At 72.0% G+C, this 25,066-nt stretch carries 21 protein-coding genes; 7 read left to right on the top strand and 14 right to left on the bottom strand.

Annotated elements, in window-relative coordinates; genetic code table 11:
- Positions 1-30 precede the first annotated feature (30 nt).
- The 6 genes from ACIGJO_RS01865 to ACIGJO_RS01840 form a co-directional block, all read right to left on the bottom strand.
- Positions 31-1,005 (bottom strand): helix-turn-helix transcriptional regulator, encoded by a 975-nt coding sequence (locus ACIGJO_RS01865; protein WP_399950559.1) that lies wholly within the window; start codon positions 1,003-1,005, stop codon positions 31-33.
- Between the two features lie 106 nt (positions 1,006-1,111).
- Positions 1,112-3,781, bottom strand: coding sequence for a pyruvate dehydrogenase (acetyl-transferring), homodimeric type (gene aceE, locus ACIGJO_RS01860; RefSeq protein ID WP_399950556.1), 2,670 nt, complete (start codon positions 3,779-3,781; stop codon positions 1,112-1,114).
- Between the two features lie 259 nt (positions 3,782-4,040).
- Entirely contained in the window at positions 4,041-4,664 is a 624-nt protein-coding gene (locus ACIGJO_RS01855; protein WP_266930044.1) for a GntR family transcriptional regulator, read from the bottom strand.
- A 226-nt stretch (positions 4,665-4,890) separates the two neighbouring features.
- Complete coding sequence (gene sucB, locus ACIGJO_RS01850; RefSeq protein ID WP_399950552.1) at positions 4,891-6,714, bottom strand: 2-oxoglutarate dehydrogenase, E2 component, dihydrolipoamide succinyltransferase; 1,824 nt, start codon at positions 6,712-6,714, stop codon at positions 4,891-4,893.
- A 61-nt stretch (positions 6,715-6,775) separates the two neighbouring features.
- Positions 6,776-8,164 (bottom strand): dihydrolipoyl dehydrogenase, encoded by a 1,389-nt coding sequence (lpdA, locus tag ACIGJO_RS01845; RefSeq protein ID WP_399950549.1) that lies wholly within the window; start codon positions 8,162-8,164, stop codon positions 6,776-6,778.
- Between the two features lie 325 nt (positions 8,165-8,489).
- Entirely contained in the window at positions 8,490-10,031 is a 1,542-nt protein-coding gene (locus tag ACIGJO_RS01840) for a leucyl aminopeptidase (protein ID WP_399950546.1), read from the bottom strand.
- A 358-nt stretch (positions 10,032-10,389) separates the two neighbouring features.
- On the opposite strand from ACIGJO_RS01840, the gene ACIGJO_RS01835 reads away from it, so the two are divergent.
- Positions 10,390-11,196 carry an endo alpha-1,4 polygalactosaminidase gene (locus tag ACIGJO_RS01835; RefSeq protein ID WP_399950543.1) on the top strand — a complete coding sequence of 269 codons (807 nt, stop codon included), beginning with the start codon at positions 10,390-10,392 and terminating at the stop codon, positions 11,194-11,196.
- 120 nt (positions 11,197-11,316) lie between these two features.
- Here ACIGJO_RS01835 and ACIGJO_RS01830 read toward each other — a convergent pair whose 3' ends face one another.
- Positions 11,317-12,099, bottom strand: a complete 783-nt coding sequence (locus ACIGJO_RS01830; protein ID WP_399950540.1) for an adenosylcobinamide-GDP ribazoletransferase — start codon at positions 12,097-12,099, stop codon at positions 11,317-11,319.
- An 87-nt stretch (positions 12,100-12,186) separates the two neighbouring features.
- Between ACIGJO_RS01830 and ACIGJO_RS01825 the strand changes: the two genes are divergently transcribed.
- Positions 12,187-12,951 carry a hypothetical protein gene (locus ACIGJO_RS01825; RefSeq protein ID WP_399950537.1) on the top strand — a complete coding sequence of 255 codons (765 nt, stop codon included), beginning with the start codon at positions 12,187-12,189 and terminating at the stop codon, positions 12,949-12,951.
- On the opposite strand, the gene ACIGJO_RS01820 is transcribed toward ACIGJO_RS01825, so the two are convergent.
- The 4 genes from ACIGJO_RS01820 to ACIGJO_RS01805 form a co-directional block, all read right to left on the bottom strand.
- Positions 12,891-13,622 (bottom strand): hypothetical protein, encoded by a 732-nt coding sequence (locus ACIGJO_RS01820; protein ID WP_399950534.1) that lies wholly within the window; start codon positions 13,620-13,622, stop codon positions 12,891-12,893. The genes ACIGJO_RS01825 and ACIGJO_RS01820 overlap by 61 nt on opposite strands.
- Positions 13,619-15,448: a phosphatidylglycerol lysyltransferase domain-containing protein gene (locus ACIGJO_RS01815; RefSeq protein WP_399950531.1), complete on the bottom strand. Its 1,830-nt coding sequence runs from the start codon at positions 15,446-15,448 to the stop codon at positions 13,619-13,621. Before ACIGJO_RS01815 ends, ACIGJO_RS01820 begins: the two co-directional genes overlap by 4 nt.
- Before the next feature lie 88 nt (positions 15,449-15,536).
- Positions 15,537-16,712: a nicotinate-nucleotide--dimethylbenzimidazole phosphoribosyltransferase gene (gene cobT / locus ACIGJO_RS01810; protein WP_399950528.1), complete on the bottom strand. Its 1,176-nt coding sequence runs from the start codon at positions 16,710-16,712 to the stop codon at positions 15,537-15,539.
- Positions 16,713-16,856: 144 nt separating this feature from the next.
- On the bottom strand, positions 16,857-18,059 hold the full coding sequence (locus ACIGJO_RS01805; protein ID WP_399950525.1) for a bifunctional adenosylcobinamide kinase/adenosylcobinamide-phosphate guanylyltransferase: 1,203 nt from the start codon (positions 18,057-18,059) through the stop codon (positions 16,857-16,859).
- Between the two features lie 78 nt (positions 18,060-18,137).
- Here ACIGJO_RS01805 and ACIGJO_RS01800 point away from each other — a divergent pair, with 78 nt between their 5' ends.
- The gene (locus ACIGJO_RS01800) at positions 18,138-18,392 is read left to right on the top strand and encodes a hypothetical protein (RefSeq protein ID WP_399950522.1); all 255 of its coding nucleotides are present in this window, start codon (positions 18,138-18,140) and stop codon (positions 18,390-18,392) included.
- 300 nt (positions 18,393-18,692) lie between these two features.
- Here ACIGJO_RS01800 and ACIGJO_RS01795 read toward each other — a convergent pair whose 3' ends face one another.
- The 3 genes from ACIGJO_RS01795 to ACIGJO_RS01785 form a co-directional block, all read right to left on the bottom strand.
- Complete coding sequence (locus tag ACIGJO_RS01795; protein WP_399950517.1) at positions 18,693-19,790, bottom strand: S1C family serine protease; 1,098 nt, start codon at positions 19,788-19,790, stop codon at positions 18,693-18,695.
- 116 nt (positions 19,791-19,906) lie between these two features.
- A complete protein-coding gene (locus ACIGJO_RS01790; protein WP_329943463.1) occupies positions 19,907-20,641 on the bottom strand; it encodes a methyltransferase domain-containing protein in 735 nt (244 codons plus the stop codon).
- 59 nt (positions 20,642-20,700) lie between these two features.
- Complete coding sequence (locus tag ACIGJO_RS01785) at positions 20,701-21,297, bottom strand: DUF3043 domain-containing protein (protein ID WP_266930020.1); 597 nt, start codon at positions 21,295-21,297, stop codon at positions 20,701-20,703.
- Positions 21,298-21,593: 296 nt separating this feature from the next.
- Between ACIGJO_RS01785 and ACIGJO_RS01780 the strand changes: the two genes are divergently transcribed.
- From ACIGJO_RS01780 to ACIGJO_RS01765, 4 genes are all read left to right on the top strand, one after another.
- Entirely contained in the window at positions 21,594-22,373 is a 780-nt protein-coding gene (locus ACIGJO_RS01780) for a PspA/IM30 family protein (RefSeq protein WP_399950514.1), read from the top strand.
- A gap of 10 nt (positions 22,374-22,383) precedes the next feature.
- Complete coding sequence (locus tag ACIGJO_RS01775; protein ID WP_399950511.1) at positions 22,384-22,662, top strand: hypothetical protein; 279 nt, start codon at positions 22,384-22,386, stop codon at positions 22,660-22,662.
- A gap of 199 nt (positions 22,663-22,861) precedes the next feature.
- Positions 22,862-24,145: a sensor histidine kinase gene (locus ACIGJO_RS01770; protein ID WP_399950507.1), complete on the top strand. Its 1,284-nt coding sequence runs from the start codon at positions 22,862-22,864 to the stop codon at positions 24,143-24,145.
- Positions 24,142-24,831, top strand: coding sequence for a response regulator (locus ACIGJO_RS01765; RefSeq protein ID WP_399950504.1), 690 nt, complete (start codon positions 24,142-24,144; stop codon positions 24,829-24,831). The genes ACIGJO_RS01770 and ACIGJO_RS01765 overlap by 4 nt, the downstream gene beginning before the upstream one ends.
- The last annotated feature ends 235 nt before the right edge of the window (positions 24,832-25,066 follow it).

Here is a 25,066-nt window from a genome sequence, read left to right as displayed (position 1 = left end):
ACGCATGCGGAGACACCGAAATGAAGCCTTTCAACGATAGAGTTCGCGCAGCCGTTCGGCCGCCTCGGCGAAGCGTACGCGGAACCCGGGCGGATCCAGGACCTCCAACTCGGGCCCCAGCGTCAGCAGCTGGCCGTACGCCACGTCCAGCGACTCGACCGGCAGGGTGACCGTGCGCCACCCGTCCGCGTCCGGGGGCCCCGCGGCGTCCAGCGCCTCCCGGGCGGCGGCCCGGTCGCCCGTGTGCGCCAGTTGCCGGGCGCCCGCGCCGGACACCCGTACGGTCACCTCCGTACGCAGCAGGGAGCGGGCGAACTGCGCCGCCCGCTCGTCCCAGAACCCGGGCAGGTCGAAGCCCTCGTCGCGTGCGAAGTGCTCCTCGGCCGGTGTCACGGAGGTGAAGCGGTCGATCCGGTACACCCGGAAGTCCTCCGCCACCCGGGCGCACAGGTACCAGACCCCGGCCTTGAGGACGAGACCGTACGGGGCCATGTCCCGCTCCACCTCCGTGCCGTCCTCGCCGCCCTTGCGGTAGCGGGCCCGGAGGAGGCGGTCGTCCCAGACGGCCTCGGCCACGGCGGGCAGCAGTTCGGGGGTGGCCGGTTCGTGGTACCAGCGCGGGGCGTCCAGATGGAAACGCTGGGCGGCGGAGGCGGAGGCGTCCCGCAGCGAGGGGAGCAGGGCCGCCGACACCTTCAGCCGGGCGGCGGACGAGGCGTCCTCCAGGCCCATCTCGCGCAGCGCGGAGGGGAGCCCGGAGAGGAAGAGGGCCTCGGCCTCGTTGCGGGCGAGGCCGGTGAGGCGCGTGCGGTAGCCGCCGATGAGCCGGTAGCCGCCGGCCCGGCCCCGGTCCGCGTACACCGGGACACCCGCCTCGGAGAGCGCCTGCGCGTCCCGGGTGACCGTCCGCTCCGACACCTCCAGCTCCCTGGCCAGTTCGGCGGCGGTCATGGTGGGACGGGACTGGAGGAGCAGCACCATCTTGATCAGCCGGGCAGCGCGCATGGGCCCATTGTCGCCGCACCGCGAAGCCCCCGGCCGTCGGGCGTGCGCGACCGGCGCGCACACCCGATGACCGGGGGCTGTCGAGGACCCGGGGGGCCGTCGGGGCTCAGAGCCCGTACCGCTCCCGTGCCTCCTTGACCGCGGACGCGGTGACCTCGCCGCGGCGGGCCAGCTGGGCCAGGGCCGCGACCGTGATCGACTCGGCGTCGACACCGAAGTGGCGGCGGGCCGCGTCACGGGTGTCGGAGAGGCCGAAGCCGTCCGTGCCGAGCGAGGACCAGTCCTGCTCCACCCACTGGCTGATCTGGTCCGGGACCTGGCGCATCCAGTCGCTGACCGCGAGCACCGGGCCCGGCGCACCGGAGAGCGCCTGGGTCACGTACGGCACCTGCTGCTCGCCGCGGAGCAGCGCCTCGTCGGACGCCATCGCGTCGCGGCGCAGCTCGCCCCACGAGGTGGCGGACCAGACGTCGGCCGTGACACCCCAGTCGGCGGACAGCAGCTCCTGGGCCTTCAGGGCCCAGTGGATGGCCGTACCGGAGGCGAGCAGCTGGAGGCGCGGCGCGTCCGCCGTGACGGGCATGCCCTCCTTGAAGCGGTACAGGCCCTTGAGGATGCCCTCCTCGACGCCTTCCGGCATCGCGGGCTGGGCCTTCGGCTCGTTGTAGACCGTCAGGTAGTAGAAGACGTCCTCCGGCGCGGGGCCGAACATCCGGCGCAGACCGTCCTTGACGATCACCGCGATCTCGTACGCGAACGCCGGGTCGTAGTTGAGCGACGCCGGGTTCGTGGACGCGATCAGGTGCGAGTGGCCGTCCGCGTGCTGGAGACCCTCACCGGTGAGCGTCGTGCGGCCCGCGGTGGCGCCGACGATGAAGCCCTTGCCGAGCTGGTCGGCGAGCTGCCACATCTGGTCGCCGGTCCGCTGCCAGCCGAACATCGAGTAGAAGATGTAGAAGGGGATCATCGTCTCGCCGTGCGTCGCGTACGACGTGGAGGCGGCGATGAAGTCGGCCATGGCCCCGGCCTCGGTGATCCCCTCGTTGAGGATCTGGCCGTCCTTGGCTTCCTTGTAGTACATCAGCTGGTCGCGGTCGACCGGGTCGTACGTCTGGCCCAGCGGGGAGTAGATGCCGGCGGACGGGAACAGCGACTCCATACCGAAGGTACGGGCCTCGTCCGGGACGATCGGCACCCAGCGCCTGCCGGTCTCCTTGTCCCGCATCAGGTCCTTCACCAGGCGCACGAACGCCATGGTGGTGGCCATCTCCTGCTTGCCGGAACCCTTGTACAGCGCCTTGAAGGCGCGCTCCTCGGGCTGCGGCAGGGACACCGCGTGCGTCCGGCGGGCCGGGGCGGGGCCGCCGAGCCCGGCACGCCGCTCCTGGAGGTAACGGACCTCGGGGGAGTCGGCGCCGGGGTGGCCGTAGGGCACCAGGCCGTCCGCGAAGGCGCTGTCCGGGATCGGGAGTCCGAGCAGCTCGCGCATGTCCTTGAACTCGTCGACGGACAGCTTCTTCATCTGGTGGTTGGCGTTCTTGGACTCGAAGCCCTTGCCGAGCGTGTAGCCCTTCACCGTCTGCGCGAGGATCACGGTCGGCGCGCCCTTGTGCGCGAGAGCCGCGCGGTAGGCCGCGTACACCTTGCGGGCCTCGTGGCCACCGCGGGAGGTGTAGAAACACTCGGCGATCTTCGCGTCGGTCAGCAGCTTCGCCAGCTCGGCGAGCGCGGGCTCGGCGCCGAAGAAGTGCTCACGGATGTACGCGACGTCGCGGGTGGCGTACGTCTGGAACTGCGCGTCCGGGACCTCGCGGAGACGGCGGATCAGCGCACCCGTGGTGTCCAGCCGGAACAGCTCGTCCCACGCGTTGCCCCAGAGCGTCTTGACGACGTTCCAGCCGGCCCCGCGGAACGCGCCCTCCAGCTCCTGGACCACGCGGAAGTTGGCGCGGACCGGACCGTCGAGGCGCTGGAGGTTGCAGTTGATGACGAAGGTCAGGTTGTCCAGCTGCTCCCGCGCCGCGAGGGCGAGGGCCGCGGTCGCCTCGGGCTCGTCCATCTCGCCGTCGCCCAGGAAGGCCCAGACGTGCGAGTTCGACGTGTCCTTGATGCCGCGGTTGGCCAGGTAGCGGTTGAAGCGTGCCTGGTAGATGGCCGAGAGCGGGCCGAGGCCCATCGACACGGTGGGGAACTCCCACAGCCAGGGCAGCCGCCGCGGGTGCGGGTAGGACGGCAGGCCGTCGCCGCCCGTCTCCTGGCGGAAGTTGTCCAGCTGCGCCTCGCTGAGCCGGCCGTCGAGGAAGGCGCGGGCGTAGATGCCGGGGGAGGCGTGGCCCTGGATGTAGAGCTGGTCGCCGGAGCCGTCCCCCTCCTTGCCGCGGAAGAAGTGGTTGAAGCCGGTCTCGTACAGCCAGGCCGCCGAGGCGAAGGTGGCGATATGGCCGCCGACGCCGAAGCGGGCGCCCCGGGTGACCATCGCGGCCGCGTTCCAGCGGTTCCAGGCGGTGATCCGGGATTCCATCTCCAGGTCGCCGTCGAACGCGGGCTCGGCGGCGGTCGGGATGGTGTTGACGTAATCGGTCTCCAGCAGCTTGGGCAGCGCGAGACCGGCGCCCTCGGCGTGCTGGAGCGAACGGCGCATCAGGTATGCGGCGCGGTGCGGGCCCGCGGCCTTGGTGACGGCGTCCAGGGAGGCCGCCCATTCGGCGGTCTCCTCGGGGTCACGGTCCGGGAGCTGGTCGAGCTCGCTCGGAAGCTTTCCTACGGGGTCGGTCATGATCGCCGCCTTCCGGAGAGGAGGGGGGTGGAGAAAAGGCCCTGGCTGGCAGGACAGGGCGAATGGGGCCGGTGGGCCCGCGCAGTGAACTCTAAGTCGTTGATCGATGATCGATCAAAGGATTGAAGGCAAAACTTCTCGATCTGAAGAAAAGTGGCATGGGGTGCCGCGAAACAGGGCACGGAGTGACGGAGCAAAATGCGCATAAGGGGTGGTCGGCCGCACGGTCGAGCGCCCCTCGCCGCAGATGATCGGGGGCTCAGGCGCGCGGCGCGCAGCCCAGGACGTGCGCCTTCGCCAGCAGCCCGATCTGCGGGTCCTGCCGCAGGAACGCCTCGACGAGCGCCTCGTGCTCCTCCGCGTAGGACTTCTGCACCGTGCCCAGCCAGCGGATGGACAGGGCCGTGAACACCTCGATGCCCAGCCCCTCCCAGGTGTGCAGCAGCACGGCGTTCCCGGCGGCCCGCACCATCTCCCGGTGGAAGGCCACCGTGTGCCGCACCTGGGCCTCCCCGTCGGCCAGCCGGTCCGCCTCGTACAGGGCCGCCACATGGGGCGTCAGCGCCGAGCAGTCCTCGCCCAGCACCCCGGCCGCCAGCTCCGCCGCGATCTGCTCCAGCCCGGCCCGTACGGGGTAGCTCTCCTCCAGGTCGGCGGCGGTGAGATTGCGGACCCGGACGCCCTTGTTGGGCGCCGACTCGATCAGCCGCAGTGTCTCCAGTTCCCGCAGCGCCTCGCGCACGGGTGTCTGGCTGACCTCCAGCTCGGTGGCGATGCGCCGCTCCACGATCCGCTCTCCCGGCTTCCAGCGCCCGCTGACGATCCCGTCCACGATGTGCTCGCGGATCTGTTCGCGCAGCGAGTGGACGACTGGCGGGGTCATGGGGTGCTCCTTCTGGGCAAACCGGTGCTGCCTACACCAGCACGTCGGCAGGGGTGACCGGCGGTGGGGAGACCGGCGGCCGGTGGACGCCGTTCACCGGCGGGTCCTGGCCGGTGCCGGTCGGTCCCGGACAGTGCCGGTCGGTCTTAGACAATACGGCGGCGCCCCCGTCCGGAGGTGTTCCGGACAGGGGCGCCGCTGGTGAGGCTGGTTACAGGCGGGTCGTTCAGAGGCCGAGCTCGACCTCGAACTCACCGGCCTCCAGGATCGCCTTGACCGTGGTCAGGTAACGGGCGGCGTCCGCGCCGTCCACCAGACGGTGGTCGTAGGAGAGCGCGAGGTACGTCATGTCGCGCACCGCGATCGTCTCGCCGAGGTCCGGGTGGTCGATGACCACCGGACGGCGGACCGTGGCACCGATGCCCAGGATGGCTGCCTGGTTCGGGGGCACGATGACGGTGTCGAACAGCGCACCGCGCGAACCGGTGTTGCTGATCGTGAAGCTGGCACCGGACATGTCGTCCGGGGTCAGGCCGCCACCGCGGGCCTTGCCGGCCAGCTCGGCGGTCTTCTTCGAGATACCGGCGATGTTCAGGTCGCCCGCACCCTTGATGACCGGGGTCATCAGACCCTTCTCGGCGTCCACGGCGATGCCGATGTTCTCCGAGTCGAAGTACGTGATGGTGCCCTCGTCCTCGTTGATCCGGGCGTTGACGACCGGGTGGGCCTTCAGCGCCTGGGCCGCCGCCTTCACGAAGAACGGCATCGGGGACAGCTTGACGCCCTCACGGGCGGCGAAGGCGGCCTTCGCCTGGTTGCGCAGCCTCATCAGCTTCGTGATGTCGACCTCGACAACCGTGGTCAGCTGAGCCTGCGAGTGCAGCGCCTTCATCATGTTGTCGCCGATGACCTTGCGCATACGGGTCATCTTGACCGTCTGACCGCGCAGCGGGGAGGCCTCCAGCTTCGGCGCCTTGGCGGCGGCCGGAGCGGCGGGCGCCGGAGCGGCAGCGGCGGCCCTGGCGGCCTCCGCGGCGGCGACGACGTCCTGCTTGCGGATACGGCCACCGACGCCGGTGCCCTTGACCGCGCCCAGGTCGACACCGTTCTCGGAGGCGAGCTTGCGGACCAGCGGCGTGACGTACGCGCCGTCGTCACCCGAGGGTGCGGCCGGAGCCACCGGGGCCGGGGCGACGGGGGCGGGTGCCGGGACGGCAGCGGGCGCCGGAGCGGCGACCGGGGCCGGAGCGGCGGGAGCCACCGGGGCCGGAGCGGCCACGGGAGCCGGTGCCGGAGCGGCCGGTGCGGCCGGAGCCGGTGCCGGAGCGGCCGGTGCGGCCGGAGCCGGTGCCGGAGCGGCGGCCGGAGCCGGGGCGGCGGCGGGTGCCGGAGCGGCCGGAGCCGGGGCGGCGGCCGGAGCCGAACCCGCGGCACCGATGACGGCGAGCTTGGCGCCGACCTCGGCGGTCTCGTCCTCGGCGACCACGATCTCCAGCAGCACACCCGCGACGGGGGCCGGGATCTCGGTGTCGACCTTGTCCGTGGAGACCTCCAGGAGGGGCTCGTCCTCCGCGACCTCCTCGCCGACCTCCTTCAGCCAGCGGGTGACGGTGCCCTCTGTGACGCTCTCGCCGAGCGCGGGGAGGGTGACGTCGGTACCGGCGGCGCCACCGGCCGGGGCGGCGGCGGGTGCCTCGGCCGCGGGGGCCGGAGCGGCGGGTGCCTCGGCCGCGGGGGCCGGAGCCTCGGCGGCGGGGGCCGGAGCCGCGGGGGCCTCGGCTGCCGGAGCGGCGGCCGGGGCCGGGGCTCCGGTGCCGTCGTCGATGATGGCCAGCTCGGCGCCGACCTCGACGGTCTCGTCCTCGGCGACCTTGATGGCGGCGAGGATCCCGGACGCGGGCGCCGGGATCTCGGTGTCGACCTTGTCGGTCGAGACCTCGAGCAACGGCTCGTCGGCCTCGACGCGCTCGCCCTCGGCCTTCAGCCAGCGGGTGACAGTGCCCTCGGTGACGCTCTCGCCGAGCGCCGGAAGGGTTACGGAAACCGACATGGTTTCAGTTGCTCCTTACGAAAATGCGGAAGTGGTCGGTCGTCGCGCCCGGGACTGAGGATCAGTCGTGGGAGTGGAGAGGCTTGCCGGCCAGAGCCAGGTGGGCCTCGCCCATGGCCTCGTTCTGCGTCGGGTGGGCGTGGATGAGCTGCGCGACCTCGGCGGGCAGCGCCTCCCAGTTGTAGATCAGCTGCGCTTCGCCGACCTGCTCGCCCATACGGTCACCGACCATGTGGACGCCGACCACGGCACCGTCCTTGACCTGGACGAGCTTGATCTCGCCCGCGGTCTTCAGGATCTTGCTCTTGCCGTTGCCCGCGAGGTTGTACTTGAGGGCGACGACCTTGTCCGCACCGTAGATTTCCTTGGCCTTGGCCTCGGTGATACCGACGGAGGCGACCTCGGGGTGGCAGTACGTCACCTTCGGCACGCCGTCGTAGTCGATCGGGACGGTCTTGAGACCGGCCAGCCGCTCCGCCACCAGGATGCCCTCGGCGAAGCCGACGTGCGCGAGCTGGAGGGTCGGGGCCAGGTCGCCCACGGCCGAGATGGTCGGGACGTTGGTCTGCATGTACTCGTCGACGAGGACATAGCCGCGGTCCATCGCGACGCCGGCCTCCTCGTAGCCCAGGCCCTGCGAGACCGGGCCGCGGCCGATGGCGACCAGAAGCAGCTCGGCCTCGAAGGTCTTGCCGTCGGCCAGGGTCACGCGGACGCCGTCCTGCGTGTACTCGGCCTTCTCGAAGAACGTACCGAGGTTGAACTTGATGCCGCGCTTGCGGAACGCGCGCTCAAGAAGCTTCGAGCTGTTCTCGTCCTCGACCGGGACGAGGTGCTTCAGGCCCTCGACGATGGTGATCTCGGTGCCGAAGGACTTCCACGCGGAGGCGAACTCGACGCCGATGACGCCGCCTCCCAGCACGATCGCGGACTTCGGGACCCGGTCCAGCTTCAGCGCGTGGTCCGAGGAGATGATCCGGTTGCCGTCGATCTCCAGGCCCGGCAGCGACTTCGGCACGGAGCCGGTCGCCAGCAGCACGTGGCGGCCCTGGATGCGCTGGCCGTTCACGTCCACCGAGGTGGGCGACGAGAGCCGGCCCTCACCCTCGATGTAGTGGACCTTGCGCGAGGCGATGAGACCCTGCAGGCCCTTGTACAGGCCGGAGATCACCTCGTCCTTGTACGCGTGGACGGCCTCGATGTCGATGCCCTCGAAGGTCGCCTTGACGCCGAACTGGCCGGCCTCGCGTGCCTGGTCGGCGATCTCGCCGGCGTGCAGCAGCGCCTTCGTGGGAATGCAGCCGTTGTGCAGGCAGGTGCCGCCGACCTTGCCCTTCTCGATCAGGGCGACGTCCAGGCCCAGCTGCGCTCCGCGCAGGGCCGCGGCGTACCCGCCGCTGCCACCGCCGAGGATCACTAGGTCGAAAACGGTGCTGGCGTCGTTCGCCACGTCACGTCCTCCATGCATGTGCGCCGTACGCCGGGCCCCGTCGCTGGGGTGTGACCGGCCGGTCGGCTGGTGTTCGGCCGCTTTGTTGTTCGGCCCTGTGGTGGGGGCCCTGTCCTGCCGAGAACCCATCTTCGCACTTGTTGACGGTGGGCGGGACGCGGGGCCCGGGTCTGGGACGGATGATCGTCCGTCCCGGACGGTTACCGCTGCGTGGAGACGTACGGATTTCGTCGAGAGCGAAACCCGCCCGGACCGTGCGGCGATACCGACGGAAGAACACATACGGCCCCGGACATATGCCCGGGGCCGTACGACACCGGCTGACTCAGCCGAGGTCTCCGGCGGCGGTGCGCTCCGCCAGCCGCACCAGGGTGCGGACCGCGGAACCGGTGCCGCCCTTGGGCGTGTAACCGTACGGCGCGCCCTCGTGGAAGGCCGGGCCCGCGATGTCCAGGTGCGCCCAGGCGATGCCCTCGCCCACGAACTCCTGGAGGAACAGACCGGCCACCAGGCCGCCGCCCATCCGCTCGCCCATGTTGGCGATGTCGGCGGTCGGGGAGTCCATGCCCTTGCGCAGGTCGGCGGGGAGCGGCATCGGCCAGGAGGCCTCGCCGACCTCCTCGGCGATCTCGTGGATGGAGGTACGGAAGGCGTCGTCGTTCGCCATGATGCCGAACGTGCGGTTGCCGAGCGCCAGCACCATCGCGCCGGTCAGGGTCGCCACGTCGACGATCGCGTCCGGCTTCTCCTCCGAGGCGCGGGTCAGCGCGTCGGCGAGCACGAGACGGCCCTCGGCGTCCGTGTTGAGCACCTCGACGGTCTTGCCGCTGTACATGCGCAGCACGTCACCCGGGCGGGTGGCGTTGCCGGACGGCATGTTCTCGGCGAGCGCCAGCCAGCCGGTGACGTTGACCTGGAGGCCGATACGGGCGGCCGCGACGACGGCGGCGAACACGGCGGCGGCGCCGCTCATGTCGCACTTCATCGTCTCGTTGTGGCCGGCCGGCTTCAGCGAGATGCCGCCCGAGTCGTAGGTGATGCCCTTGCCCACGAGGGCCAGGGTCTTCTCCGCCTTCGGGTGGGTGTAGGCGAGCTTCACCAGGCGGGGGCCGTGGGACGAGCCCTGGCCGACACCCAGCAGACCGCCGAAGCCGCCCTTGACGAGCGCCTTCTCGTCGAGGATCTGCACCTTGACGCCGTGCTCCTTGCCGGCGGCGGTGGCCACGGCGGCGAAGGACTCGGGGTACAGGTCGTTCGGCGGGGTGTTGATCAGGTCGCGGGCGCGGTTGATCTCCTCGGCGAGGGCGACGGCGCGCTCGGCGACGGCCTTGAACGCCTTGTCGCGCGGCTTGGCGCCGAGCAGGGCCACCTCGGCGAGCGGCTGCTTGGGACCGCTGTCCTTCTTGCCCTTGGGGGCGAGCTTGTTCTCGCCGCCCTGGTAGGCGGTGAAGGCGTACGCGCCGAGCAGCGCGCCCTCGGCGACGGCCCCGGCGTCCTCGACGGACTCGGCCGGCAGGGCGAAGCCGGCCTTCTTCGAACCGGTCAGCGCGCGGGCGGCGCTGCCCGCGGCGCGGCGCAGCGCCTCGGAGTCGTACGCGTCGTCCTTGTCCGGGACCGGACCGAGACCGACCGCGATGACGACCGGGGCCTTGAGGCCGGACGGCGCGGGCAGCTTGGTCACTTCGCCCTCGGCACCGGTGGCACCCAGGGTCTCCAGGACGGTGGCGAGCTTTCCGTCGAACGCCTTGTCCACGGCCTCGGCGCCCGGTGCGAGGACCGGGCCCTTGGCACCCTTCGCGACGCCGACGACGAGTGCGTCGGCGCGCAGCGTCGCCGCGCCTGAGGTGCTGAGAGTGAGAGCAGTCACGGTGGTGAAATCTCGCTTCCGTTGAGTTCTGTGTCGGTCGAGGGGTGGGCCGACCGTGCCCGGCGCATCGTAGACGCCGCCGCAATGTGCCGGGAATGAGCCTACGCGCGCCTTTCCTGTTGGATCACGGCGGCGGGCCGTTCCCGGTCCCGCCCGGCCCCGCCGCGGTGCTCCGGCGCTGCTCCCGCAGCGCTCCGGCGGTCCTCCCCGCAGGGCGGGGCCGGAGGGAACGCGGCCCCGCAGTAGGGTCGTTGTTCCGGCCGGTGCCGGGCAGGCCGGGAAGCCGGGAGAAACCTGGAGAAGCGGGGGAACGGTGCGGGGCAGGGGTGGGGCAGAGGGTACGCGGCGGTGGTCGCCGGTGCCCGTCACCGTACTGATTCTGCTGGTCCTGCTCTCCGGCTGTACCCCGGGGCGGCCGGAATCCGGCCCTTCGGAGCGCCCGGGTTCCGCCGGTCCGGACACCGGGTCCCACTGGCGTCCGGAGCCGGGTCTGGACTGGCAGTGGCAGTTGTCCGGCCGGCTCGATCCGACGGTCGACGTCCCGGTGTACGACATCGACGGCTTCGATCACGACGCGGCGGCGGTGGCCGGTCTGCACCGCCGGGACCGCAAGGTGATCTGCTACCTCTCCACCGGCGCCTGGGAGGACTTCCGCCCGGACGCCGGAGAGTTCCCCGCCGCGGTGCTCGGCCGGGGCAACGGCTGGGAGGGCGAGCGCTGGTTCGACATCCGCGCCGTCGACATCCTGGAACCGCTGATGGAGGCCCGGATCGCCATGTGCGCGAAGAAGGGATTCGACGCCGTGGAGCCGGACAACATGGACGGCTACCGCAATCGCACCGGCTTTCCGCTCACCGCCGCCGACCAGCTGCGCTACAACCGCCTCATCGCCCGCATCGCCCACCGGCACGGGCTCGCCGTGGGACTGAAGAACGACCTGGACCAGATCCCGCAGCTGGTGGGGGACTTCGACTTCGCGGTCAACGAACAGTGCGCCCAGTACGGGGAATGCGGGGATCTCACCCCGTTCATCGAGGCGGGGAAAGCCGTCTTCCACGTCGAGTACGAGCTTCCGGTGGCCCGGTTCTGCCCGGACTCCCGGCGGCTGGGGCTGAGCTCCCTGCTGAAGAAGTACGAGCTCGGCGTCTGGCGGCAGGCCTGCTGACCGGAGCCCGGGGCGGGGGTTCCGCTTCCGGTTCCGGTTCTGCCTCCGTATCCGGTTCCGCTCGCGGTTCCTTGTCCGGTCGCTGTTCCAGGGCGGGTGCGGTCGGGTCGGCCCGGCAGCTCACGCCCCCAGCGCCAGGATCACCAGGGCCGCTGTCGCCGCCGTCTCCTCCAGCCCGCCGAAGACATCTCCGGTCACTCCGCCGAAGCGCCGCACACAGTGCCTGAGCAGCAGCTCGGCGGCCACGAGGGCGCCCAGTACGGCGAGAGCGTGGCGCAGTGCCCCGTACGGGCCCAGCAGCGCCCCCGCCGCCGCGCAGCCCGCCACCGTGAGGATCCCGGCCGCCACCGCGCGCCCCACCGGAACCGTGGACGCGACCACCGCGCCCAGTCCCTCCGGGCGGGCCGCGGGCACTCCCTGACGCGATGCCAGAGTGAGCGCGAGCCGGGCCGCGACGGCGGCGACGGCCGCCCCCAGCGCGCCGTGCGCCCAGCCCTGCCCGTACAGCTGGAAGAGGACCGCGACCTGGGCCAGCAGGACCAGGAGCAGCGTGATGACACCGAACGGCCCAATGTCCGACTGCTTCATGATCCGCAGGGCGTCCTCGGCCGGTTTGGCGCTGCCGAGGCCGTCCGCGGTGTCCGCCAGGCCGTCCAGGTGCAGTCCCCGGGTGAGGGCCGCGGGCGCCGCGACGGAGGCGACCGCCGCGAGCAGCGGCCCCGCCCCGGACAGCAGCAGCAGGGAGCCGAGCGCGGCGGCGAGCAGGCCCACGACGAGACCGGCGAGCGGGGCGCAGAGCATTCCGGCGCGGGCGCTCCCGCGGTCCCAGCGGGTGACGCGGACGGGGAGCACGGTCAGCGTGCCGAAGGCGAAACGTACGCCGTGGCTGTTCAGGGAGGTCACCGCGGGCAGGCTAGCCGGTTCATCTCGCCGATAGATTGGGCAAATGCCTCCGGAGTGGAGCAATGTGACGTATCGGGAGTGGGTGGCATGGGTCACTGGTGGTACACCAACATCACCGAGCCGGGCAAACTCCCGCTGCTCCTGGCGTTGAGCGCCTTCGTGCTGACCTTCGCGGTCACCCGCACGATCACCCGCATGATCCGGGCGGGGAAGGGGCCGTTCCGCAACATCACCCCGGGCGGGGTGCACATCCACCACGTGGTGCCCGGGGTCGTGCTGTCCGTGGTCGGCGGCTTCGGCGCGGTCGCGAGCGGCCGTCAGGGGGTGACCGCCGGGGTCTTCGCGGTGATCTTCGGGGTGGGAGCGGGGCTCGTGCTCGACGAGTTCGCGCTGATCCTCCACCTCGACGACGTGTACTGGACCGAGGAGGGCCGCCGCAGTGTGGAGGTCGTCGTCCTGACGGCCTCGCTCGTCCTGCTGGTCCTCGCGGGCTTCTCACCGCTGGGGGTGGACGACGTCAGCGGCGACGAACAGCAGAGCCGGCTGAGCGTCATCCTGTCCGTCATGATCAATTTCTGCTTCGTGCTGATCGCCCTGTTCAAGGGCAAGGCGCGGATGGCGGTGGTCGGCACGCTCGTCCCGTTCGTCGCGCTGATCGGCGCGATCCGGCTGGCCCGGCCGACCTCGCTGTGGGCGAGGCGTTTCTACCGGAACAGACACCGGGCCCGCGCCCGGGCGGTGCTGCGCGCCTACCACCACGATGTGCGGTGGGCGGGACCGCGCCGCAGGTTTCAGGACCTCATCGGCGGGGCCCCGGACCGGGTGCCGCTGCCGCCCGCACCCCGGTCCTGACCGTGCCCGCGCGTGCGCCGGCGCCACTCCGCCACGGCGCACAGCACCAGCACGGCGGCGATCGCGGCGAGATGCTCCTTGCCCGCCAGGTTGTCCTTGAAGACGATCTCCACCACCATCGCCACGATCACGAGCGCCCCGGTGAACCAGGCCCGGTAGGCGCAGCAGACGTACACCGCGAGCCCCACCACCGCCGCCGACGGCCCCGTGTCCACGACCTGGGCGTCGGAGGCCGGCAGTCCGAGGAACCCCGCCGGGCCGACCGCCACGCCGATCCGCGCGTACAGGGTTCCGGCCAGTGTCGCCAGATACGCGATACCCAGCGTGCGCCCGCGCCCCAGCGTGATCTCGGCGATGCCGAACACCAGGAGCAGCTGCGCCAGCGCACCCCACACCGGCAGGTCGAGCGCGGGGACGAACAGCGACAACGGGGTACGCAGCAGAGCGAGCCACAACGGGTCCTCGGCCTGCACCGCGCCGAGGTTCCGCACGGTCCGCAATCCCCAGGTCTGGTTCTGCGCCACCTGTATCAGCGCCGTCAGGAACACGGCCGTGAGTGTCAGCGGGACGGCCCGCGCCCCGTGTGCCGCCAGCGCCCGCCGTACGGTTCCCAGCAGCGGCCCCCACTCCCGGCGGGCCGCCGAGCGCAGGGCGCCCGTACGGACGGTCATCTATGGGTTTCCAGATGTGTGCGGTGCATCCACTTGGGCAGCCCGGGAGCCTCCAGGAACCCTTCGGCGCGGCCCGCCGCGACGCCGATGCGCAACAGGTCGGCGCTCTTCTCGAAGAGCATGAAGCGGGGCTCCCAGATCGGTCGGTACTTGGCGTTGGCACGGTAGAGCGACTCGATCTGCCACCAGCGCGAGAAGAAGCTCAGCAGGGAGCGCCACAGCCGCAGCACCGGTCCGGCACCCAGCCGCGATCCCCTCTCGAAGACGGACCGGAACATCGCGAAGTTGAGCGAGACCTGCGTGATCCCGATCTCCCCGGAACGCTGGAGGAGCTCGATGACCATGAACTCCATCAGGCCGTTCTCCGCGTCCCGGTCGCGGCGCATCAGGTCCAGCGAGAGGCCGTGCGGGCCCCAGGGGACGAAGCTCAGGACGGCCCGCAGCTCGCCCGGCTTCCGGTCCGCCCCGCTGCCGTCCGCGGTGTCGCCGTCGCCGGGGGCGGCGCTCGCCACGGGGGCGTCGCGGCACTCCAGCATCACGCACTGCCCGTCCGCCGGGTCGCCCAGGCGCCCGAGAGCCATGGAGAAGCCGCGTTCGGTGGCCCCGTCGCGCCAGTCGTCGGCGCGGCGCAGCAACTCGGCCATCTCGTCGGCGGGAATGTCCGCGTGCCGCCGGACGGTCACCTCGTAACCGGCCCGCCGGACCCGGTTGTACGCCTGGCGCACGGTGCGCATCGCGCGCCCTTCGAGGGTGAAGTCGGCCGTCTCCACGATCGCCTCGTCGCCCAGTTCCAGCGCGTCGAGACCGTGCCGGGCGTAGACGGTGCCCGCCTCCTCGCTCGCGCCCATGACCGCCGGGATCCAGCCGTGCTCCCGGGCCTCGGCCAGCCACGGCGTGATCGCGCCGGGCCAGGCCTCGGGGTCGCCGATCGGGTCCCCGGAGGCGAGGGAGACCCCGCCGACCACCCGGTAGACCACGGCCGCCTTCCCGGTCGGTGACCAGACGACGCTCTTCTCGCGGCGCAGCGCGAAGTAGCCGAGCGAGTCGCGGTCGCCGTACTTGTCCAGGAGCCCGCGGAGCTTCGCCTCGTCCCCGGGGGTGAGCGCGTCGACGGCCCGGCGGGCCCGGAACGCCACGTACACCACGGCGATCAGCAGCAGCGTGGACAGGATGTTGATCACGACATCGACCCAGCTCGGCGTGGTGATGCCGGGGAACCGTGAGTCGTCCGCCGCGACCGAGACCAGCCGCAGCGCCCCGTAGCGCCAGCGGTCCAGGAACGTCGAGCGGTAGTCGTCGTGCGCGGTGTTGGTGAGGGTGACCAGCCCCGCGGCGAGCAGCGAGGTGACCAGCAGCCCGACGGCCGCCACGACGGCCGCCAGCCTGGGGTTGGAGCGGTCGCCCTTCGCGTAGAACTCCCGCCGTCCCAGCAGCAGCGCCAGGACGAACCCCGCGGTGAGGGCCAGTGAGATCCAGTTCTGCGCGTGCTGCCTGATCTCCGGGAAGAAGAACGCGAGAGCCAGGAGCAGCAGCAGAAGCCCGCCCGCCACCACATTGAGGATCCAGGCGGCCCGCTTGCGCCGGCGCATCGTGACCGCCAGGAAGAGCGCGACCACCCCGGACGAGAAGCCCGCGGTGAGCAGATAGGGCGTGAAGAAGTTCTCGGTGTTGTGGCGCCGCAGGTCCTGGCCGAGGGTGACCCAGACGGCGCTCAGGAAATTGATGAACGAGACGACACGCAGGTACCAGATGGCGAACGCCGCGCTGCGCCGTGACCGGACGGTACTGCGTCCGGCCTCCTCACTGGACAATCGGACCTCTCCCATGAAACGCGATCATATGGGGCGTCGCGGATCGTGGTGACGCGGGCTGCGGCCGGTCTGCGCAGCCCGCGGGTGTCCGGGAGCGGTGCGGTCAGCCGCCGCTCTTCGCGTCGCTCTTCACGGGGCCGGCGTTGTCGGCGTCGGCGGGAGGAGCGTCGGAGTCCGCGCCGTCGTCCGCTTCCGCCTCCGCGCCGTCGTCCGCTTCCGCCTCCGCCTCCGTGTCCGCTTCCGGCGCGCGCTCGGGGAGTTCGGCCGCCAGCGCCGCCGCGGCCTGGACGAGCGGCAGGGCGAGCAGAGCTCCGCTGCCCTCGCCGACCGTGACACCGTGGTCGAGCAGCGGCGTCAGGGCCATCCGGTCCAGCGCCTTCGTCTGCGCGGGCTCACCGCTGACCTGACCCGCCAGCCACCAGTCCGGAGCCCGGAACGCCGCCCGCTGCGCCACCAGCGCACAGGCCGCCGAGACGACGCCGTCCAGGATCACCGGCATCCGGCGCACCGCGCTCTGGAGCAGGAAGCCCGTCGTCGCGGCCAGATCCGCGCCGCCGACCGTGGCCAGCAGCTCCAACTGGTCACCGAGGACCGGCCGGGCCCGGCGCAGCGCGTCCCGGATAGCCGCGCACTTGCGCATCCACGCCAGATCGTCGATGCCCGCACCGCCGCGCCCGGTGACCACGGAGGCGTCCGTGCCGCACAGCGCGGCGATCAGCGTGGCCGCGGCCGTGGTGCCGCCGACACTCAGATCGCCGAGCACCACCAGGTCGGTGCCGGAGTCGGCCTCCTCGTCGGCGATCGCCATGCCCAGGCGTACCGCCTGCTCGGCCTCATCCGCCGTCAGCGCGTCCTCGATGTCGATCCGCCCGCTGCCGCGCCGCACCCGGTGCCGTACGACGGACTCGGGCAGCAGTTCCGGGTCGCAGTCCACCCCCGCGTCGATGATCCGCAGGGGCACGGAGAAGCGGCGGGCCAGCACCGATACGGGGCTCGCGCCGTCCAGCGCGGCCCGGACCAGCTCGTGGGCACCCCCCGCCGCGCGGCCGGACACCCCCAGCTCCGCGACCCCGTGGTCACCGGCGAAGAGCACCACGCGCGGCTGCTCGACCGGCTTGACCGGCACGGACTGCTGCGCGGCGGAGAGCCACTCGGCCAGCTCGTCGAGGCGGCCGAGCGCACCCGGGGGAACGGTCAGCCGCTCCCGGCGTTCCTCGGCATCGCGCCGTACACCGCCGTCGGGGCGTTCGATCAGGTCGGAGAAGTCGTCCAGATTCACGGAGGTCTGCCTCGCGGGTCGTCACGTCGGGGTCCGGGAACCCGGCGGCGGGCTCCTGCCGGGAACAGTACCGGTGCCGCTTCCCCACGAGTACGGCCGGAGGCGGGCTCTCCCCGGAGGGGGCTCGCTCCGCCCGGGGCGGGCTCACCCCCGCAGTACCAGCACCTGTCCCGCCACCACCAGCAGCACTTCCTCGCACTCGGCCGCGACCGCCGCGTTCAGCCGCCCCAGCTCGTCCCGGAACCGCCGCCCCGCGGCCGTCGCCGGTACCACTCCCGCGCCCACCTCATTGGTCACCGCCACCACCTTCCGCCGGGTCGCGCGCACCGCGCCGACCAGCTCCGCGACCCGCTCCCGCAGCGCCTCCTCGCCACCGTCCGCCCACCGCGCGTCGTCCCAGGCACCCACCCGGTCCATCGCGTCCGTCAGCCACAGCGACAGGCAGTCGATCAACAGCGGGGGCCCGTCCGCCGACAGCAGCTCCGCCAGCTCGCAGGTCTCCTCGGTCTGCCACGCGGCGGGCCGGCGCTCCCGGTGCAGTCCCACCCGCGCCGCCCACTCGGCGTCGCCGTCGCGGCGGCCACCGGTCGCCACGTACACCACCGCGGGAAAGGTCTCCAGGCGTTGCTCGGCCTCCAGCGACTTCCCGGACCGCGCGCCACCGGTCACCAGCGTGCGCCGGGGCACGTCCGGTACCGCGTGGTATTCGCCCACCACCAGCGTCGTGCCGTCCGGCACGGCCCGCGCCCCGGCGGCCGCGAGCTGCCGGTCCAGCGCGGCGCCCGGCGGTGCGTCGTGGTCCAGATGGACGGCGATGACCTCGGTGGTCGGGCCGATCGCGTCGACGGCCCGCAGCCGGGCCACGGCGTCGGGCCGGGCGATCACATCGCCGGCCACCATGTCGTACGGCGCCGTCGCCCGGTCGGTGAGCCCGGCGGGCGCCGCTCCCGGCGGGAGGTACAGCAGCCGTTCGCCCTCCGGTGAGGTCACCTCGTAACCGGTCCCCGGGGCGTCCATCGGCACCGCCCGCACCCGGTGTCCGCTGATCAGCGTCAGTACCTGGCCGTCCGGCACCCGCCCGGCAGGCGGCAGCACGGCGGGCAGTTCGACGGCGGGCCCGTCGTGGGGATGGGTCAGCAGCACCTGGCGCACCCCGGTCAGCGAACGCCCCGCGCGGGCGGCCGCGAGCACGGCCCCGGGGGTGAGGTCGAGAAGCAGCGCGTCATCGACCAGCAGGGCGGTCGCGGCCCGTGCCCGCGGGCCGTGGGCCGTCGCGCAGACGGCGCAGGGGCAGTCGGGCCGGGGCAGCCCGCCGGAGGCTCCGGTGCCGAGCAGAGTCAGTTCCACACGATGATCCTCCCGCGTCCCCGCTCGGGGTGCGCGCCCGGCTAGGCTTCGGGCAGCAACGTGACCCAGGAGGCGGACATGGCGTGGACGTGGCGGTTCGAGAAGTCCGACGGTACGGAGACGGAGCCGGCGCTGCAGCCGGAGGAGTTCACGACGCAGGGGGACGCGGAGTCCTGGATCGGTGAGTTCTGGAAGGAGCTCCTGGCGGGCGGGGCGGAGCAGGCGACGCTGTTCGAGGACTCGGCCAGGATCTACGGCCCGATGAGCCTGCGCGCGGACGGGGCCGACGGCGCCGACGCGGCGGACAGGGCCGACGCGTCCGACCAGGCCTGACGCCGGGAGGACCGCGCGGTCCCGTACGGCGGGACGTCGGAGAACGGGACGGGCGGGCGGTACGGGGATTTCCCCCTGTACCGCCCGCCCTTTTCGCTCCCGTACCGGCTGTCCGTACGGACTCCTGTACCGCCCGCCCTTTTCGCTCCCGTACCGGCTCCCGTACCGACTGCCCGTACGGACGTCCCTATCGGCTCCGCTCCGGATTCCGCTCCGGATTCCGCTCCGGATTCCGTTTCCGGTTCCGCCGCGTAGGTCCGTACCGGCTGCCCGCGTGTGCGGTCCGCGGCCCCGGACCGGTCAGATCTCGCCCAGCGTGACCTCGGCCGTGCGCTCCGAGCCGCCGCGCGTGTAGGTCACCGCGACCTTCTGGCCGGGCTTCTTGCCCGCCAGGGCCTCCGAGAGCGACGTGATCGTCGTGACCGGGGCGTCGCCCACCTTGGTGATGATGTCGCCGACCCGCAGCCCCGCCTTGTCGGCGGCGCCGCCCTTGGTCACGCTGACCAGCGCCACCCCGGCCGGCCGGTAGCTGTCGTCGACGACCGTGCGGCCGGTGATGTTCAGCGCCGCCCGCCCCGAGTCGGTGACCCTGCCGTACTTGATGATCTGGTCGGCGACCGTCTTCACCATCGAGACCGGGATCGCGAACCCGATCCCGGGCGCCGCGCTGTCACCCATCTGGGGGTCGGTCGCCGCCAGCGTCGGAATGCCGATCACCTCGCTGTTGAGGTTCACCAGCGCGCCACCGCTGTTGCCCGGGTTGATCGCCGCGGAGGTCTGCACCATGTCGCCGATGGTCGCCCCGGTACCGCCGCCCGAACGGCTCTCGCTCACGGTCCGGCCGAGGGCCGAGACGATGCCCTGTGTGACGCTGCTGGACAGGCCGAGCGGCGAGCCCATCGCCATCACGATCTGCCCCACCTCGACCTTCTCCGAGTCGCCGAACTTCGCCGCCTTCAGCCCGTCGGGGACCGCGTCGAGCTTGATGACGGCCAGATCCTGTTCCGGATACGAGGCGACGAGCGAGGCGCCGAGGACCTTGCCCCCGGTGGCGACGCTGACCTTGAAGGACTTCTCCTCGCCGACGACGTGGGCGTTCGTGACGATATGCCCCTTGCCGTCGTAGACGATGCCGGAGCCCAGGCTGTCGGAGGCGTCGATCTGCACGACCGACGGCAGTACGTCCTTGATGACGGCCTGGTAGTCGTCCTGGAGGTCATTGGTGGCGCGGGAGGCCGAACCCTGTGCCGCGCCCGACGGACTGGAGCCGGGCTCCACGGAGCCGGAGCCGGAATCGGAGCAGCCGCCCACCAGGGTGATCGCGCAGACACCCGCGGCCAGCGGCATCAGCAGCCGTCGCACCCGGCTGCGGGAGTGTCGGGAGTGTGATGAGTCCATGTCCGGAGTCTCATGGCACCGACCCCCGCGCGGCCTGCGCTGATGGGCCGAACGGGGCAGCGCCGCCGCCCGCGCCGCCCACCCGCGGCCGCACCCGCGGCCCGCTTCCCGCAGCGTCAGCCGCGTACGCCGCACAGATGCAGCAGCGCCGCCACCCGGCGGTAGGGATCCGTCCGCGCGGCCCGGTCCTCCGCGGCCAGCAGCTGCTCCAGCTCCGTGGCGGCGGGCAGCTCCACATCGTTGCCCACGTTGTCCGTGAAGACCCGGACCCCGTACCAGGCGTGCAGCGGCGCCGCGATCCCGGCGAGGGTGGCCGTCAGGGCGTCGAGCCGGTCGGCCCGCACCGTGAGGCCGAGCCGGTTGGTGTACGTGGCGGTGTCGAAGGCCGCCAGCGCGCCCGCGAAGTCCCCGGCGTACCCGGGGCGCATCGCCAGCGCGTCCGCGTTCCGTACGAGCAGCGAGAGCAGCCCGCCGGGGGCCAGCATCCGGGCCAGGCCCGCGAGCATCGGGTCCGGCTCCGGTACGTACATCAGCACGCCGTGGCAGAGGACCACGTCGAAGCTGCCGGGCAGAAAGTGCACCCCGGTGTCCCGGCCGTCGCCCTCGATCAGCCTGACCCGCTCCCGGATGCCCTCGGGCTCCACCGACAGCGACTCACGGGCCGCCCGCAGCATGGCCGCGTCGGACTCCAGACCGGTCACCGAGTGCCCGGCCCGCGCCAGCCGCAGGGCCTGGGTGCCCTGGCCCATGCCGACGTCGAGCACCCGCAGCCGCTGCCCCACCGGGAAGCGCGCGGCTATCTGCTCGTCCAGCTGCCGGGCGACGAGTTCCTGGCGGACCGTGTTGCGCAGGCCGCCGAGACCGTCCAGCCACGCCGATGAGACCCCCGTGAATCCGGAGGTCTCCGTACTCAGGGCCGCTCTCCGCGCTTGACCTGGGGCTTGGGAAGCCGCAGGCGGCGCATCTGGAGCGTGCGCATCAGGCCGTACGCGACGGCGCCGCGCTTCGGGGTGTCCGGGAAACGCTCCCGCAGCTGCTTCTTGAGCCGGAACGCGAGACCGATCGAGTCGACCACGATCAGCACGATCACGCCGAGCCAGAGCAGCAGCGAGATGTTCTGGATGTTCTGGATCTGGATCACGCTGAGGATCAGGATGATCACTGCGAGCGGCAGGAAGTACTCGGCCACGCAGAAGCGCGAGTCCACGAAATCACGGACGAAGCGCCGGACCGGCCCCTTGTCGCGCACGGGGAGGTAGCGCTCGTCGCCAGTGGCGAGCGCCTCACGCTGCTTGGCCATGTCGACGCGGCGCGCTTCGCGCTGGCGCTTCATGGCCGCCTTGCGGTCGGTCGGCGTGCTGGAGGCACGCCGGCGCTGCGTCTGGGCCTCGCTGCGCTTGGGGGTCGGGCGGCCCTTGGGGGCCTGCGGGTCGCGGGACTGCCTGGAGAGGTCCGTCGTCACCTTGTCGGTGGGGACCTTCTCTTCCTTGGCACGGCTACGGAACACAAAACCCAAGGGTACGGGGTCGGCCGCGGCACGGGCGGACCGGGCGGGAACGATCCGGCAACGGCCCGCCCCCCGAGACGGTCCTGACAGGGGCAGAACGGGCGTTTGTCACCCGCCTCCCTGACCACCACCTACTCCCTGGGCTGGAGCGTTCACCGGGTGCAGTCGTCCTTTGGGAGGAGCACATCCGCGTCCGAACAGTGCGGTAATAGAGACAGGGCCCGTACTGTGGGTTCTGTTGGAGTGCTGGAGCTCAGTCCGTCAGAAGGGGGCGCGCGAAGCCCATGAGCGGTGTCATGAAGCGTATGGGGATGATCTTCCGCGCGAAGGCAAACAAGGCCCTTGACCGGGCCGAGGATCCGCGCGAGACCCTCGATTACTCGTACCAGAAGCAGCTGGAGCTGCTTCAGAAGGTGCGCCGCGGCGTCGCCGATGTGGCGACCTCGCGCAAGCGGCTGGAGCTGCAGCTGAACCAGCTGCAGGGACAGTCGTCCAAGCTGGAGGACCAGGGCCGCAAGGCGCTCGCGCTCGGCCGCGAGGACCTGGCCCGCGAGGCGCTGTCCCGGCGCGCCGCCCTCCAGCAGCAGGTCACGGACCTGGAGACGCAGCACACCACGCTGCAGGGCGAGGAGGAGAAGCTCACTCTCGCGGCCCAGCGTCTTCAGGCCAAGGTCGACGCCTTCCGCACGAAGAAGGAAACGATCAAGGCGACCTACACGGCAGCCCAGGCGCAGACCCGGATCGGCGAGGCCTTCTCCGGGATCTCCGAGGAGATGGGCGACGTCGGTCTGGCGATCCAGCGGGCCGAGGACAAGACCCAGCAGCTCCAGGCGCGGGCCGGCGCCATCGACGAACTGCTCGCCTCCGGAGCCCTGGACGACCCGACCGGGACGGCGAAGGACGACATCGCCGCCGAGCTGGACCGGATCTCCGGTGGTACGGATGTGGAGCTGGAGCTGCAGCGCATGAAGGCCGAACTGGCCGGCGGCTCCTCCTCGCAGCAGGCCATCGAGGGCGGTGTCCAGGACGCCGCACCGCAGTCGCAGCAGTCCCCGCACAGGTTCGACAAGCAGTAAGGGCAACGTCATGATCGTACGGATCATGGGGGAGGGCCAGGTCAGACTGGCCGACAGTCATGTCGCCGAGCTCAACAAGCTCGACGACGTACTGCTCGCGGAAATGGAGAGCGGCGACGGCCCCGGCTTTCGCACCACGCTCCACGCGCTCCTGGACAAGGTGCGCGAGCTCGGTACACCCCTGCCGGACGACTCCCTGGAGCCGTCCGGGCTGATCCTGCCGTCGCCGGACGCGACCCTCGAAGAGGTGCGCGCCATGCTCCGCGACGACGGGCTGATCCCCGGCTGACAGCCGCCGCACACGACCCCCGCTCCACACTCCGGCAGCACCCGCTCGACACAGTGCCCCGCCCGGTCCGCCGGCCGCGGGGCACCGTGCTGTCCGCCGCGGGTTCCGGGCCCGGACTGCGGGGCGGTGGCGGTTCTGTGGTCGTATTCGCACACCGTGCGGACGGATCCGTGTACGACACGCCGTACCGTTGCCCGATGTGACCACCCTCTCGACCGGGCTCGTGCGTGCCCGCCGCTGGCTGCGGGACCATCCCCTGGCGTTCGACGGGGCCCTCGCCCTCATCGTGTTCCTGAGCATGATCTGCGCGTCGTTCGCCGACCCGGGCGCGGCGAACGCCGGGAGGCCGAGCTTCGGCACCCGCAGCCCCGGGGTCTTCAGCGTGTTCATGATGGTGCTCAGTGCCGGAGCCCTCGTGCTGCGCCGCAGGCGCCCCATGGCGGTGCTCGCGTTCACCGGTGCCCTGTCGGCCGCGGAGTTCGTGGTGACGGACCCGCCGGCCCCGGTCGTCATGGGGGTCGTCATCGCGCTCTACACCGTCGCCTCGCGCACCGACCGGCCCACCACCTGGCGGGTCGGCCTGGTCACCATGGCGGTGCTGACCGTGGCCGCGATGGTCTTCGGCTCGTCCCCCTGGTACGCGCAGGAGAACCTCGGCGTCTTCGCCTGGACCGGGATGGCGGGCGCCGCGGGGGACGCGGTCCGCAGCAGGCGCGCGTTCGTCGACGCGATCAGGGAACGCGCCGAGCGTGCCGAGCGCACCCGCGAGGAGGAGGCCCGCCGCCGGGTCGCCGAGGAGCGGCTGCGGATCGCCCGGGACCTGCACGACGTCGTCGCCCACCACATCGCCCTGGTCAACGTCCAGGCCGGGGTGGCCGCCCATGTCATGGACAGGCGCCCGGACCAGGCCAAGGAGGCGCTCGCCCACGTCCGGGACGCCAGCCGCTCGGCGCTCAACGAACTCCGGGCCACGGTCGGGCTGCTCCGGCAGTCCGGCGACCCCGAGGCCCCCACCGAACCCGCTCCCGGGCTCGCCGTCCTCGGTGGGCTCGTGGACACCTTCCGCAACGCCGGGCTCCCCGTCGAGGTGGCCTGTGCCGACAGCGAGCCCCCGCTGCCCGCGGCCGTCGACCTGGCCGCCTACCGGGTCATCCAGGAAGCGCTGACCAATGTCCGCAAACACGCGGGATCCGGTGCCAGGGCCGAGGTGAGCGTCATACGGGTCGGGGTCACGGCCGAGGTCACGGTGCTCGACAACGGCCGCGGCGGTGACGCCCGCCCCGCCGCCGAGGACGAGGACCGCCACGGCGGCGGCCACGGCCTCGTCGGCATGCGTGAACGCGTCACCGCACTCGGCGGCACCCTCACCGCGGGACCTCGGTACGGAGGCGGATTCCGGGTGCATGCGATCCTGCCGGTCAGAACCCGCACGGGTGAACCGGAGCGGCCGGGCACGGCGGGCAGGACGGGGGGACGCGGATGACACCGATCAAGGTGCTGCTCGCCGACGACCAGGCGCTGCTGCGCAGCGCGTTCCGGGTGCTGGTGGACTCGGAGCCCGACATGGAGGTCGTCGGGGAGGCGGCGGACGGCGCGCAGGCCGTGGAGCTGGCCCGCTCGACGCGCGCCGACGTGGTGCTGATGGACATCCGGATGCCGGGCACGGACGGGCTCGCCGCCACCCGCATGATCAGCGCCGACCCGGATCTGGCGGAGGTGCGCGTCGTCATGCTCACCACCTTCGAGGTGGACGAGTACGTCGTGCAGTCACTGCGCGCCGGAGCCTCGGGCTTCCTCGGAAAAGGCGCGGAACCGGATGAACTCCTCAACGCCATCCGTGTCGCCGCGGGCGGGGAGGCGCTGCTCTCCCCTGCGGCGACGAAGGGGCTCATCGCCACCTTCCTCGCACAGGGCGGAAGCTCGGGGGAGGGGCCGGACTCCGCCGCGTACTCCGGCCGGCTCGCCGCGCTCACCGTGCGCGAACGCGAGGTGCTCGTGCTGGTCGCGGGGGGGCATTCCAACGACGAGATCGCCGAGCGGCTCGCCGTCAGCCCGCTCACCGTCAAGACCCATGTGAACCGGGCCATGGCGAAGCTCGGTGCCCGTGACCGGGCCCAACTCGTCGTCATCGCCTATGAGTCGGGGCTGGTACGGGCCCGTCTGGAGTGACCGCGGAGCCGCCTGGTGGAGGAGGGGTGGAGCGGCGGGTGCGGCTACAGGTGGAGATCCGGCGTACTCCACCTGCGGTATGCGCGACATAAGAAAGCAACCCGGGGGCCGACGTCCCGGCAACCCGGATCGGCGATCGTATGAGAACGACCAGTACCTGGGGGCGGGGTCGCGGGGCGGGGGACGCACATCTGCGGCGTCGCCGCCACTCACCACGGCTCGGCCATCCACCGAT

The organism is Streptomyces sp. NPDC079020 (assembly GCF_044542225.1).
Taxonomy (GTDB): Bacteria; Actinomycetota; Actinomycetes; order Streptomycetales; family Streptomycetaceae; genus Streptomyces.
This window is presented reverse-complemented; position numbering and strand designations above follow the sequence as displayed.